Origin of the sequence: Xanthocytophaga agilis (genome assembly GCF_030068605.1) — a bacterium.
Classification (GTDB): Bacteria; Bacteroidota; Bacteroidia; order Cytophagales; family 172606-1; genus Xanthocytophaga; species Xanthocytophaga agilis.
On record NZ_JASJOU010000001.1, the window covers coordinates 928251 to 942165 of the forward strand.

At 36.6% G+C, this 13915-nt stretch carries 8 protein-coding genes; 3 read left to right on the forward strand and 5 right to left on the reverse strand.

All coding sequences use genetic code 11. From position 1 onward, the window contains the following. Positions 1–674: 674 nt before the first annotated feature. Positions 675–1541 carry an SDR family oxidoreductase gene (locus QNI22_RS03830; RefSeq protein WP_314509312.1) on the reverse strand — a complete coding sequence of 289 codons (867 nt, stop codon included), beginning with the start codon at positions 1539–1541 and terminating at the stop codon, positions 675–677. A gap of 344 nt (positions 1542–1885) precedes the next feature. On the opposite strand from QNI22_RS03830, the gene QNI22_RS03835 reads away from it, so the two are divergent. After that, a complete protein-coding gene (locus QNI22_RS03835; protein ID WP_314509313.1) occupies positions 1886–2071 on the forward strand; it encodes a CsbD family protein in 186 nt (61 codons plus the stop codon). 861 nt (positions 2072–2932) lie between these two features. On the opposite strand, the gene QNI22_RS03840 is transcribed toward QNI22_RS03835, so the two are convergent. After that, positions 2933–3628: a YiaD family glycine zipper/OmpA-like lipoprotein gene (locus QNI22_RS03840; RefSeq protein WP_314509314.1), complete on the reverse strand. Its 696-nt coding sequence runs from the start codon at positions 3626–3628 to the stop codon at positions 2933–2935. Between the two features lie 622 nt (positions 3629–4250). Here QNI22_RS03840 and QNI22_RS03845 point away from each other — a divergent pair. Continuing rightward, positions 4251–4880 (forward strand): porin family protein, encoded by a 630-nt coding sequence (locus QNI22_RS03845; protein WP_314509315.1) that lies wholly within the window; start codon positions 4251–4253, stop codon positions 4878–4880. Positions 4881–5449: 569 nt separating this feature from the next. Here the strand turns inward: QNI22_RS03845 and tamL are convergent. The 3 genes from tamL to QNI22_RS03860 are packed head-to-tail and all read right to left on the reverse strand — an operon-like array spanning position 5450 to position 13044. Beyond that, complete coding sequence (gene tamL, locus QNI22_RS03850) at positions 5450–7831, reverse strand: translocation and assembly module lipoprotein TamL (protein WP_314509316.1); 2382 nt, start codon at positions 7829–7831, stop codon at positions 5450–5452. Between the two features lie 4 nt (positions 7832–7835). Further along, a complete protein-coding gene (locus QNI22_RS03855; protein ID WP_314509317.1) occupies positions 7836–12851 on the reverse strand; it encodes a translocation/assembly module TamB domain-containing protein in 5016 nt (1671 codons plus the stop codon). Between the two features lie 10 nt (positions 12852–12861). Next, the gene (locus QNI22_RS03860) at positions 12862–13044 is read right to left on the reverse strand and encodes a hypothetical protein (RefSeq protein ID WP_313980655.1); all 183 of its coding nucleotides are present in this window, start codon (positions 13042–13044) and stop codon (positions 12862–12864) included. A gap of 333 nt (positions 13045–13377) precedes the next feature. Here QNI22_RS03860 and QNI22_RS03865 point away from each other — a divergent pair, with 333 nt between their 5' ends. After that, on the forward strand, positions 13378–13896 hold the full coding sequence (locus QNI22_RS03865; RefSeq protein ID WP_314509318.1) for a hypothetical protein: 519 nt from the start codon (positions 13378–13380) through the stop codon (positions 13894–13896). The last annotated feature ends 19 nt before the right edge of the window (positions 13897–13915 follow it).

Below are 13915 nucleotides of genomic sequence, written 5' to 3' on the forward strand. Positions count from 1 at the left end.
TTAGAGTGGGTTAGATTAAAAATAGACGGTGGTTTCGCTGAAAATAGTTGGTAACATTTACCAACTATTTTTTTTGCCTTCCCTTTTCAAAATATGTGGTTTGTTATATAGTAATTTGAGTAGTCAATTCTACAATTACCTGCCAAATCAATGGCTGAAAGGCTTTTTATTCTGAGGTATGTATTTTTCAATTATGTAAGAAATCTCAGAAAGAGGTTAGAAGATACATTAACCTTTTCTGTTTGATTTTCGTATAAAAAATAGTCATATAACAGATAAGACAATGGTACGCAGGCGATTACTTATATTATCAGCGATTTTACTTTTGATCTGGATAGCAGGGATGTTTGTATTTCATACTACCCTGGAAGGGTATTTACATATGTTTTTACTACTGGCTACAAATAGTGCCTTATTTTGTATAGTGCGAGAAGAGAAAGAGAAACGTGCAGATGAACAAATTGGGTAGTACTTTGTAGGAGAACAGGATTTTAACTTCAGTTCTAAAAAACATATAAAGGCTCACAAGCGAAATTGTATTTTTTCTGTGTTTTGCTTTACTTGCGAGCTATTCATTTAAAGATTAAACCCTTTACTATAACAAACCACTTTTTAGCACAAAAAAGCTGATCTTCTTTAAGATCAGCTTTTTTATATCCAAGGATAATACACTATTAGCTATTTACAACAGTTCCGCCATTTACATGTATTGTCTGGCCACTAATATAACTGCTATCCTTAGAAGCAAGGAACACATAAGCTGGTGCTACTTCGGATGGTTGACCTGCTCTGCCTAATGGAGTATCCTGACCAAATTTGCTTACTTTCTCTTTATCAAAGGTAGCAGGAATGAGAGGTGTCCATATTGGACCTGGTGCTACTGCATTAACCCTAATTCCTTTAGAGGCCAGATTCTGAGAGAGAGCTCTTGTAAACGATATAATTGCTCCTTTTGTAGAGGAGTAATCCAACAAAGTAGGATTGCCTTTAAATGCTGTTACTGAAGCCGTATTGATAATGGTGGCATTTTCAGACATAACGTTCAGAGCTGCTTTGGTGAAATAGAACATAGAAAATATATTCGTTTCAAAGGTTGCACTCAATTGCTCTTTCGTAATTGTCTGTATATCTTCCTGTGGATGTTGTTCGGCTGCATTGTTAACTAGAATGTGTAATTTTCCGAATCGTTCTACAGTCTGTTGAACTGCATTACGACAAAAGATCTCATCTCTGATATCACCTTGAATCAACAGGCATTGCTGACCTTCCTCTTCTATCATTTGCTGGGTGATATGGGCATCTTCGTTTTCTGTTAGATAAACAATGGCTACATGAGCTCCTTCACGGGCATAATGTACAGCTACTGCGCGACCAATGCCACTGTCGCCACCTGTTATCAAAGCTACTTTGTTGGACAGCTTACCACTTCCTTTGTAATCATTACGAATAACTTCAGGCTGTGGCTGCATCTCAGTTTCCAACCCAGGCTGGAAACTTTGTTCCTGTTTAGGAAAATGATTGGGATATTGATCAGTTGGCATAATATAAAAGTAAATTGGTTATATATATAGAAAGTACTTAATTCTAACAGGAGAGACGATAGTGTTGGACAAAGAATGGATTACTATTAACTGCTTTGCTATTTAGGTAAGTGGGGCTGATATCTGCAGTTAAAAACTTATGCCTTTTACCAGTTAGTTATTGATGTTTTTGGGTGTGCAAAAAAGGCAACAGAAGGATAGTCTTTTGGGTATTAGATCCCGATAAAAACAGTGCATATTGCAAGAAAAACCTCCTTATTCTGAGGCATGATTCTGGATATATATGTAGTATAATCAGTGATTTTAACACTGTATTCTACTTATCAACTTAAAATTATATCGTTATGAATAAGCTATCAATGAAAGGTAACTGGAACGAAGTAAAAGGAAAATTAAAGCAAAAATATGGTCAGTTAACGGATGATGATCTAATATTTGCTGAAGGAAAAGATGATGAATTGCTGGGTCGTCTGCAACAGAAGCTTGGTAAAACTAAAGATGAGATTCGAAAAGAAATTGCCGAATTCTGATAGGGGAGATCTAGTACATGAAAAGGGCCTGCTCATTATGAGCAGGCCCTTTTCATGTATAGACTTACATATTACTTGTGCTCTTTAGAATAGAGTCCACCGACCCATGTATTGGAATAGCATAATACAAAACCATAAAGCTATCTCACCGCTTATGCCTGACTCTGGAGCCAGGTTTTTGTGTCCTCGTAAGAGCCGAATGATTTACTACTATCTGAACTGGACATTGTTGTTCTGATAACCAATCCATTTACAGTGCATAATTTTTGAAAACGGCTCAAAGCTACTCTCTATGTTTTTTGATTTGTACATTGATTGCATAGAACATCATTTTTAGTTATGATACTAAATTTAGTCATATCGGATAAGCCTTCAATCATACCTGACATTTGTTATTCCTTTGCTGATGTAATGAAAGTATAACTCTGTTTAGTAGAGAGTTGCCTTGCTATAAGTTTCTGATTTATTGAATTAATAACCAATGTGATATAGTTAAAATACAGCTTTTTGTGTGTTATAATGATAAACAACAAACGAATGATAACAGATTGCTTGTTAGAAAGTAAATATCTGCGTTAAAAGTTAATTAATTGTGATCGCTACCACATATTTATGAGATAACTTGTCGCTCTATAGGTTGTTAATTATAGGTCTATATGCTTTTATTTTAAACAATTCCTTACAGTAATACCAAACTCAACATACTTAATGGTTGATCTCAGTGGGGAAGAAAAAAGGTAAACATAGCGTTTACATAACAAGAATACACAGCTCAATTCTTATATGTGAGATTAGTTGTGTAAAAAATAGAAAGGGAACCTATAGATAGGCTCCCTTTCTAATGAGGATAATATCAATTTATTATTTCAGACTTAAACTGCCGTCTTTAGCATCTTTTTTAAGGTCATCATTGGCAAACACTGCTACTTCTACACGTCGGTTTTGCTGACGTCCATTATCGGTATCATTGGAAGCAACGGGTTCAGTTTCTCCAAAGCCTCTGGTTCCCAAACGATCAGTGTCAACATTTAGTGATTTCAGGTACTTACTTACTGCTTTAGCTCTTTTTTCAGATAGTTTCAGGTTATAATCATCTGAACCAACATTATCCGTATAGCCATCTATCAGAATATTGGTGTCTTTGTATTTCTTTAATACATCAGCCATTTTCTGAATATTCTTTTTAGATTCGTCGCTTAGCTCGTCTGAGTTGAATGCGAACAGAATACCTGAATTGAAGGTGATTTTTATACCTTCTCCAACCCGTTCTATTTTGGCATTGTCAACTTCTTTGTTTAATTCTGCCGCTTGTTTATCCATATAACGTCCTATGGCGCCACCTGCAACACCACCAATTGCAGCACCAATTATTACCCCACCTGCAGTGTTTCCTGCTTTGTTTCCAAGTATGCCACCTACAGCACCACCTACAGCTACTCCTGCACCTGTCCCTATAGCAGTTCTTTTATTGTTACGAATTGTATTACAACTAAATAATAGAGATGCACCTAGTGCAATTGTCACAATCGATTTTAGATTAAGGGTTTGTCTTTTCATAGTTATAATTTTTAGTACTGCATATAGTTTTACAAAAAATATGCCTTTTTGTCTTATTGGAGCAACCTTGTATACTAAAATGTAGACCATTTATGTCAAAAATGTGGAGATTTCGGGACGAGCAAAACAAAAAAGATGGATTTCTGGAATGGAATGTCTTTTTGCTATAGATAGTATAGAAGATGGTAGATTTTACTACCAGATGTATTACCTAAACAGATGAGTTATGGACTCCATTTTTGTGAATTCTATTGCACTTATGTATTGTGTATCAGGGTTGTTGATTTGTATATACAATTACAAAGATGTGAAGAGTAATGTAACAAGACACGAATAAGTAGAATAGAAAATACTTACTACTAAACTGATCATTAAGTGAACTACTTTACTCAATATACTAAGGCGAATGAGAGCAGACTTTCATTCGCCTTTTTATTTTTAAAGCTCAGCTATTTGATGTATTCAGTATGTGTAGAGATCAGCGGGCAAAAAGTGGAGGATTTTCTGCAATCATACTGTGCCTTGTATTTTTTACTATCTGTATGTGCCGGGAATAATATTTGAGACTATAGGTATAAAATAAATTCAATTTAATTAATTTTTTATCTCAATTGTATTAACTATGAAAAAGGTACACTATGTAGGAGTAATTGCTATGTTACTTCTATTTTTTGCAACATCAGCAAGCTATGCACAAGCTAAATTTGGTATCAAAGGTGGAGTAAACTTATCTAATTTTTATTCCGGAGATGATGTTAGTGACAATAATCTAAAACCAGGATTTCAAGCGGGTTTATATGTGAAGGCTCCCATTATCGAAGATGTATTATTTATTCAGCCTGAGTTATTATATACCCGTAAAGGTGCTCAATCAACCTACAGTAATTTTATTCAGGGAAGCGGTAAATATCAGTTTGGATTAGGATATGCTCAGTTACCTGTTTTGTTAGGTGTAGATTTAGGAATATTTAATATTCACGCAGGACCTTATGTGGCTTATCTTACAGATGCTAAAGTAAAAGATGTCGATAATGATGGTAGTATTAATGGTGTAACAGATTTGAACCGGGACAATTTCAATTCGTTGGATTATGGGTTATCAGGTGGCATCGGACTGGATTTTGAAGCGGCTCAGATCGGATTGCGGTATGACTTAGGTCTGCGTGAGGTAGGGGCTTCAGGGCTAGCAGGTGAACTTACTAAAAACTATAAAAACAGTGCTATACAACTATATGTAGGCTTCCATTTTTAAGTATTGAATAAGTACTGAATTTTAATAAACAACCCTCGGTTCTTAAAACCTAGGGTTGTTTGCTGTTTGACCCATATAAAGCTGTTCAAATTAATAATTTATCATTGGTAATCATTAGTCGGGTGAAATTCAAACTAGGTTTGTCTTAAATAAATCATCTAGTAACTTTACCGTATACAATTTCTGTAACTTTTGTTTTATGCCATAATTTTCGCTGAAAGTATTGTAATATTAGAAACATAGTTACATATTTGAGCCAGAGACAGTGGATAGTGCAATCCAAAAACCTTGCAATCTGATTGATGTATCGTCAATCGTGTTTAAAGTTTATCCACGCATCACGAGCTTGTTCTTGACTAAGCGTACACTGCCTACCGGTCCAAATTGCAGTTTGATTTAAGAAAATCAATGTAGGACCGGTAGGCGTGTACGCATCGAGTTGAACAATCCCGTCCTAAGTATTGTACGAAGGTGATTGCATACTCTGTCTTTTTCACTGATTCTGATAGCATGTAAATACAAACGCCTGACATTGTGCCAGGCGTTTTGCTTTTGGATAAAAGATATAATTAGAATGGATATCCAATAGCTATATTAAAAATCAGGTTGTTACTACGCCATCTAGAATTGAAGATATTTACATTTTGGATCACCCAGCGGTTGTTTTCCGGCAAATAAGGTATTCGTAATGGGAATGCTGCATCTAGGCGGAGGACAAAGAAGCTAGCATCAAGCCGTAATCCCAAACCAGTACCTATAGCTATTTCTTTATAAAACCGATTCCAAGCAAATTCTCCACCTGGACGTGCGGTATCACTTCTAACCAGCCATATATTTCCTGCATCAGCAAAGATGGCACCTTTCAGATACCCAATAATACCAAAGCGATATTCGATGTTTGTTTCCAGTTTTATATCACCTGTCTGATCTATGAAATAGTTGGTATTGGTGTTTTGTAAGGTGCGAATATCAAAAGATCCAGGACCAACAGACCGTGCTCTGAATGCCCGAATACTATTGGAGCCACCCGAGCTGAATTGCTTTACATAAGGCATTGTTGTCGCATTACCATATGCAAAGCCTGCTCCTGCAATGAAACGGACTGCATACTGATTCTTGGAATCTATATCGTGATAATAACGCAGATCAACATCTGCTCTGGAGTATTGAGAATAGGGGCGACCTGCAATCTCATAAGCATTATCGGAGGCATTTTCCTGTGATTTAGCCAGGCGCTGAGTCAGGTAAGCAAGGTTACCTGAGAAGTCAAGACTTCCGGCGAAATAGATGTTATCTTTTTTGCGCTCATCTTGTTCACCTGTTTGGGAATTATAAGTAAATGTATAACGTGACCCTAATATAAACTGGTTACGTAAACTACGTTGTAAGTACGGATCATTTTGCAGGCGGCTCTCAAATAATTCAGATATGTTGCCTAATTGGAAAAAGGTGATATCTGCAGGGTAAAGTGTGTGATTTTTTTTTGCTGTCTCTCTCCATGAATAGCCATACGCAATATTTACCGAGTTAAGTAGGAAATAATCTACCCTGTTTTGCAGTTTAAACCCTACCTTCATAGTTGTTTGGGGCATATATCTGTGTGAAGAGTAGGGGATATGAAATGGCGAAATAAACCTTGGTATAGTGAGGCTGGCCTCACTACCTAGCTCGTATGCATTGACAGGACTTTGTTGTTTGGCATTGGCTTGTACCTCATAAGCTCCATTGATCTGAAACTGGAAAAGTTCTGCTCCTTTTAAAAAGTTTCGATTGATAAACGAGGCCGTTAGTGCTGGCCCAACAAAGCTATTAGATTTTGAGTTTATCTGAGCTTCAAACCGGAGTGATTTTTTTAATAGTGGGGTAAGTAATATACGCACCCGAAGCAGACTGTCTCCTTTAGGGGTAAACCGAATATTGACAAATTTAAAAACACCTAAGTCTGTGAGGCGACTTAAGGTGAGTTCATGATCTATACGCCGATATAAACTATCTTTGTGCAAATTGACAGAATTAAGAATAATTTCCGGACGGAAATCATTGCGACGATAGCGATATTTATATCCCTCAATAGTATCTGTTGCATACTTCCCACGTGTAGTGGAATCACGGGTGAGCTGGTACTGGTTAACGATTGTAATGGTATCAAGGCGATATACTTTTTTTGCTTGATCTGGTATATTTTCAAATCCCAAATATAAATCAACCTGTCTTTTGCCTACACTGCTGTCAGCATTAAAAATCAGGTAATTACTGCTGAAATAATAAAAGCCACTATCACGTACTGTTTCAGACACCCGTTTAATTTCTTTTTCCAATGTAGCCAACTTGTAGATGTCATTGGTTTTGAGAAGACTCTCTTTAGGGAGACCTGTTGATAAATTGCCATATATAGAGTCTAATTTTTCATAATGTATATCTCGAATTCGATAGGGTGGGGTTACAATGTAAGCAGTATAAGCAACCTCCGCTGTTTTCGTTTTTTTTGTAACAGCAAATTCTACATTGGCTTCAAAATATCCATTGTTTTGAAGGATAGTTTTAAGATTAAGAGAAGTTCGTTCTGGTGAAACATCACTTAAGAAAACAGGGGGGCGTCCTAGTTTTGTCTTTATAAAATTACGAAGGCCTTTTTTTTTCTTGGGAGTACCCGCAATATAATAAAACCACAGAGTTGGTCTCATACCCAAAAAGCTTTTATTGGGAGCAGGCTTCATCACTGCTTCCATCTCTGTTTCAAGTTGACCTCTATTGGGTATACCTCCATTGTGTTTAAACTTCAGATCAGCGCCTGTATATAAATATTTGCCTTCTGGAATAAAACGTGTACCTGTACAGGCTGTTATGGTTACTATCCATACTAGCAAACAGGAACGACTACATAAGAATTTACATAGACTTAAGTAAATAGAATCCTTTTGATGATACGTTGTATGAGGTTTGGGTTTCATTCGTTTATTCTGCTAAAGCTTTGGAAAACAACTCTTTGAACGAATTGTAATCTCTTACAAAAATAACTCCGGCTCCAGTTTTATATATCTGGCCACTGACGATGTCAAAATCACGTTTACGAAAACCTAATAATCGCAGTCTGCCATCTTCTGTCAGTTTATATTCAAGTTGCAGATCTCCTAAAAAGTTTGATAGATCTTGCTGGCTGGATGCTGGACTGCCTTCCAGGTTAACATTGCCTGTTACTTTCACTATTATGCGATCATTTAATAGGTTTTTAGATACACCTAATTCCAATTGGGTACGTCCTTGTCCAGACCCGGTAGTATAATCCTGGTATGAATTAACATCAAGTTCCAGTTCTACGCCCTGAATCCTGTTTGCTAATTGATTAAGTTGGTCAGTAAGGATTTTGCTGACGCTACTTCGCACATTCTCTTCAATTCCGGTTGAGGAACTTTCAAACGGATTGTCAGAAATAAATCGTTGTAAAATAAAGAGGGCAAATACTTGTTTATTTAAATCAGATTCACGGGTATTTATCTCCTGAAGGGTTGAGTATACAATACCGCCGATAGCATTTTGCTTATCTTGAGGCATGTCCAGTTTAAAACTGATTTCAGGTTTTAGTAAAACGCCTTTCAGATTTAGAATGACATAGAACGGCATTCGCTGTTTGGCCTGACTTAACCGCTGATCTGATACCTGGTTCTTTATTAGATCAGCTGCAGGTGCCTCCACAGTGTACGTTGCCTGAATATCCAGAGCAGCGTTCAATGGATCTCCTGTCCAGGTAATGCTACTATTCTTGTTGAGGGCAAACTCACGTTTTACCAGACCATAAAAGGATAAGGAGTATGTTCCGCTAAGTACTTGATAACGCCCTGTCAGATCCATATTACCACTAGGGTCCATGGTATAGCTGAGAGTAGTTTCTCCTTTGACTGAAAGTTTATCACCCGCTATTGGGTCTATAATAACATTTAAGGTACTGGAAGTATCTATCTCGATGTTGGTAGTAAGTTCGTATCCCCTCAATTCGCTTTTAGTTGTATCTTTTACCGCCTTCGACTTCATGCTTTGTATAAAAGGATCTTGTTCTGTCCCTATATCTACAAACCGAACAATTCCTTCACGTCCAGCTACTACGTCATCTGACTGAGGAACTATATATGTTAAATTGCTTCCACCTTCTACTTTGATATTGGCATTCACAATAGGCTTATACGAATCTCCTCTGATATTTATAGTTGTACTGGTTATAAGTTTACCATAGTACATATTATTATCTTCAGGTTTTGTATTTAATACCTGAAATTTATCAGCATTAATACGCAACTGTAGTTTGTAATAGGAGTAATCTTGAGTTAGGATATCACCATTGATAGAAATGTTATGGTTAACCTGATCCTGAATGGTAAACTTTTGAAAGTGTATGCCTTCTTCATCCAGTTTAATTGCCTGATTAGTAAGTTTAAATGGACTGTCTAGCATTTTAAGGTTAAAGGAAGTATTCTGAAAGACAAGCTCACCCTGTATAGCAGGCTTGGCTGTACTACCTTGAATCTTAAACTGACCTGTTGCATTTCCAGAAAGCTCTTTCAGCTGACTCTGAGCAAATGGATAAAATGATTTAAGGTTTAACTCTGTAATAGTGGCAGTAAAATCAATATTGTTTTCTGTTGCATTGGATAAATAAAATCCTTTTACATCCATTTTATTACCATTGCCAGTTAGATTTAAATCAACATCAAATCTTCCTCTTTCTTTTTGTTGAGCAAGTAAGTGTATATCTCCAACTCGCTGTCCCGTATAGGAAAAGTTATCAATATCTAAATCGGCCGTTATTTCACTGGTTTGCGCCTGATTTACCACACTCGCCTGTCCATTTAGTACACCACTTACAAAACTTGTATCCGAACGTACAATTTCTCCAAGAGTTTCCAGACGAAAGTTGGTGAAAGCAGCCTGCAAACTTGATACTTGGTTATTAACATTGGCAATAGAAAACTTTTGACCATTTTCTGTAAAGATCAGGTCTTTAAATAGCACCCCTGATTTACTGATTATAATATCATTGGACTCCGCTACCTGCCATGGATGATAGTTGAGTTTTACACTATCAGGAAAGAAGTGAAACGAGTATGAATTATTCGGCAGGCTATGAAAGTTGCCACCTAAAAGATACTTCTGTTTATTGACAGAATCTCGAATGATGAGTTGAGTCAGTAGGTTATTTTCTGCTGCCTTTGTTAATAATGATATATTTCTGATCAGAATGCTCGATTGTTTAATTTGCTCAACAGTAAAAATAGCTTTCAGTTGTTTGGGAGTAGACTCTACTAGAAAGAGTGCCGTGTCTATTTTAATCTCTCCATACTTTACACTATATACCTGTGCTTTGAGGTCAAGTTGTCCTTTACGGCTATCAAATTCCCCGCGGATTTCACCAGGTCGGAGCGAATCGACATCAGGAAGTAATATTTCAGTAAGCGCTGCTGTATTTCGGAGATTGAGAGCAAATTCAAAATTTTGAGGTTCAGATTCACTATAGGCAGGTGTGTTAGGGAGGGCATAATAACGAGTAAGGTGTTTTTCAAGTGCCCCATATAAACCACTCCAGTTTATATTTCCTCTGAAATACCCTGATAAAACATCTGAGTTGAATTTTATATCTGTTTTAGCTTTTGACTGGACAGAAACATATAAGAGAGAGTCAATGGTATAGATTTTACCTTTGCTGGCTACTGCAACCTGGCGTATATCTACATTACCATTGATATAATCTGCTGATTTAAAGTTGAGATCGGCTGTAATTCTGGCTCGGGTACTTAAATCCCGGTTAGTAAAATTTAGCTTTTGCCAGTTAGCTGTTTTCATATCTATGACAGCGACATAATTTGGGATCTCCTTTCGAAAGTCAGCACTTCCTATGAGACTGAAATTAAGGTTGGTATCTGCCAATGAAATGTTCGCTGCAAACTGTGATGGATATGCCAGACCATCGATCGCTATATTTTGATAGGTATATTTCTTATATTCAACTGACTGAATCCGTGTAATTATTTGAGTTTTCATATCTTTTAATGAAAACCCTGATCCATCTATGGTTGCTGAAGCTGTGAGATTACCAATGTCTTTATCTTGTTTGATAAGTTTGCCCAGAGCTATCTTGCGAGCTTTGACTCGCGCCTGATACGTTCCGTTTGAGAAGCTTTTATTTGTAGTAAGATGAGCGTTGGCAATGATGTCTCCTAGTGTAGTTTGAATCTGTGTTTTCGTTGAAATATTATGTACCGCTCCACTGATCGTTGATGTTAACTGAATATGCTGGGGTATTCGGATGCTTGAAGGAAGCATCGCAGGAGGAAGCAGCGTACGAATATCCAGAGCTGAGGTTTCAAATGGAAGAATCGCTAGTTGAAACGTGGTCCGGTCAATATCCGGAAGATTTCGTATATGACCACTGAGATTCAGTCGGGTGGTGGAAAATGTACTTGCCTGAAATTCTTTGATCGCTAAGTTTTTAACCTGTCCTTTTACTATTGTTTTAACATGCAGGGTTGTTTTTTCAGTAATACGTACAGGAATACTTTTAAGTAAGTCCGGCTGAAAATAAAGTAAATCCTTAACACTTAGTTTGCTTTCAGGAATTTGAATATCGAGACCCATATCAGGGTATGTTTGACTTAAGGTAGAAAGCGACTGAAATGTTGATCGGATATCCCCTTTTAGTACACTATTATCTGTTTGAACAAATAGATTTTCTGCTTCTGCCTGGGTATCAGTAAGAAGGACTTTTGTTTTTAGATTATGCAGTTTAAACCCACTCTTTTCCTGAAACTTGAGTGTATTGATAGTAGCAGCTATGGTATTGTTGTCGTATGCTATATCTTCTGCATCTATCTGAATATACGACAGTAACATATGAGCAAAATCAAATCCTCTGATTTGTTGAGGAGAATTAAAGTCATCATAAATGATATGGTTATCTGCCAGAGACAGATCCGCTAGTGTAACCTTCCAGCCACTTGCTGTATCTTTCGGGGAGGCATTGTTACCAGTAGTTTTTGTTTCAGCCTTCACTAATTTGCGCTCTTGGGCCTCTTGCTGATAGCGGACAACAGAATTTTTTAATGAAAAGGTGTTTAAATCCACTTTCTGTGTTGGAAGATCAATGGCATCCGCCTCAATTTCCGATGTACCGATGTCAGCTTTTAGGTTTAGACCACCAGACTGATCATAATATTTAATATGAAGATCTTCTAACGAAAGTGTTTTAAAGCTAAGAGCTGGGAAGGAAGATGAATTAGTTGTATCAACGGGTTGAGTGGCCTTTGTTTCAGCAGGCTTTTTAGAACTGCCGGATTCGAACAGTAAAGATGTATGTTGAATAGAAAGTTTGTCTACAGCATAAATTGATTTATTCAGATCCAACTCTTTGAACGATAAATCAAGGTTGCCCAAGTTAAGTACAAGATTTTGCTTACTTATATCATCTTTATAGGTTGCATATATATTCTTTAGATTTACATCATCAATTGAGAATTGCCATGGTTTACCTGTTGTATCTTCTTTCGCCACTGTAACCGAGTCAGAAAAAGCATTGATAATAAAATCAAAATTAAAACTACTATCAGGTAAAGTACGATTAACATGTCCTGTAAATTTTTCAAGTTCTACACCATTTATAGCAATGCTGTGACGGGTTAGTCCAAGCATATCAATATTTACTGCCAGTCTGTGACTGAATAACAAAGTATCCTTTTTCTGGTCTTCCACATATATATCTTCCAGGACAATCTTTTTTGGAAAAGCTACATTAACGCCACCTACTTCCACGCGTGACTTAATTTTTTTCTGCAAATATTCTGTAATCTGCGAGGTCAGATAAGTTTGAACAGATGGTATTTGTAAAACCAATACTAAAAGCAGAAGTATGACCAACACTCCTGAAATTGTCCATATTCCTGCTTTTAGTATTTTCTTAGCGATTCTGGATGCAGATAACTTTGTCATTATTTATGTTTCACTCCGAGGGTAATTGGTTTTTTAATTCTTTGGCTTTTTTCTTTTGTGTTTGATCTGGATTTACAGGAGCATCTTCATTGGTTTCATTATATCCTTTCTTTCCATTCATATTTACTTCTTCTGAGTGTGCAACGGCTTTCTTTTGAGAAGTCTTAGGAATATCTTTTCCGGTCTTTTTCATAAAAGTAATTGAAGTGATGATAAAAGAAACTAGCTGGCTAATTAATACAGTCTAAAAGTCTGTATCAAAAGAACTGTGCCTGATTGCCTTATAATGAGGCAGAAAGATCATCGTGTTGTGCTGTATGCTGTCTACAAAGTAGCTTGATGTGGAAGAATCGAAACAACTTTGAGGTGAAATAACAACAGGAGGGAGCATGAATCCAATGATTAAGCTTTTTATTCATACCGGAACATTATTTTAAGCTACCATTTTACCTGCAGTGTCAGTGAGCAAATAATCATTTTACATTTATCTTCCTATTTCTCAATACTTTATTGGTAAAACTTCCCCATGGACAATTTACGCAAATACCACACATCTCTCAATCGTTTATTGCTGGCTCAGATGTATCGGACAGAAGCCTATAAAAAAGCTTCAGAAGGTACTGTTGATATAAAGCTGAAGCGCCTTTTTAAAGATAATGCAAGAATTGGAAAAAAATTTATCGAAGATATTTCTTTGATGATCAATCCGTTGATGATAGCTGAGACTGAAGATACAGATTTACCAACTCATTATCAGCGTACATGGGAGGCTTTACCGGATATCTTATTTGGAGAAAGTAAAAATACTGTTTTGGATCAATATCTGGCAGGAGAGAATCTTTCTTTCCAGTTATATACAGAGGTATTGAGTTCAGAAACAGAATTTCCAGAGCTTGTTAGGGATGTGCTGCTGAGCCAACAGGAAATTATTCGTTATACAATAGAAGAAATGAAAGAGATGAAAGTAAGCAAGTTGAATCTTTTCTTTCGTAAATTTACTCAATTCAGACGCTTCTTTTTTCAGCGGAGAATTCAATTTCAATAAAATATCTGTAACATCTATT

Coding starts and splice junctions, on each gene's coding strand:
- QNI22_RS03855 (WP_314509317.1), bottom strand. CDS start 12,851: ATGACAAAGTTATCTGCATCCAGAATCGCTAAGAAAATACTAAAAGCA.
- QNI22_RS03860 (WP_313980655.1), bottom strand. CDS start 13,044: ATGAAAAAGACCGGAAAAGATATTCCTAAGACTTCTCAAAAGAAAGCC.
- QNI22_RS03865 (WP_314509318.1), top strand. CDS start 13,378: ATGGACAATTTACGCAAATACCACACATCTCTCAATCGTTTATTGCTG.
- QNI22_RS03845 (WP_314509315.1), top strand. CDS start 4,251: ATGAAAAAGGTACACTATGTAGGAGTAATTGCTATGTTACTTCTATTT.
- tamL (WP_314509316.1), bottom strand. CDS start 7,831: ATGAAACCCAAACCTCATACAACGTATCATCAAAAGGATTCTATTTAC.
- QNI22_RS03835 (WP_314509313.1), top strand. CDS start 1,886: ATGAATAAGCTATCAATGAAAGGTAACTGGAACGAAGTAAAAGGAAAA.
- QNI22_RS03830 (WP_314509312.1), bottom strand. CDS start 1,541: ATGCCAACTGATCAATATCCCAATCATTTTCCTAAACAGGAACAAAGT.
- QNI22_RS03840 (WP_314509314.1), bottom strand. CDS start 3,628: ATGAAAAGACAAACCCTTAATCTAAAATCGATTGTGACAATTGCACTA.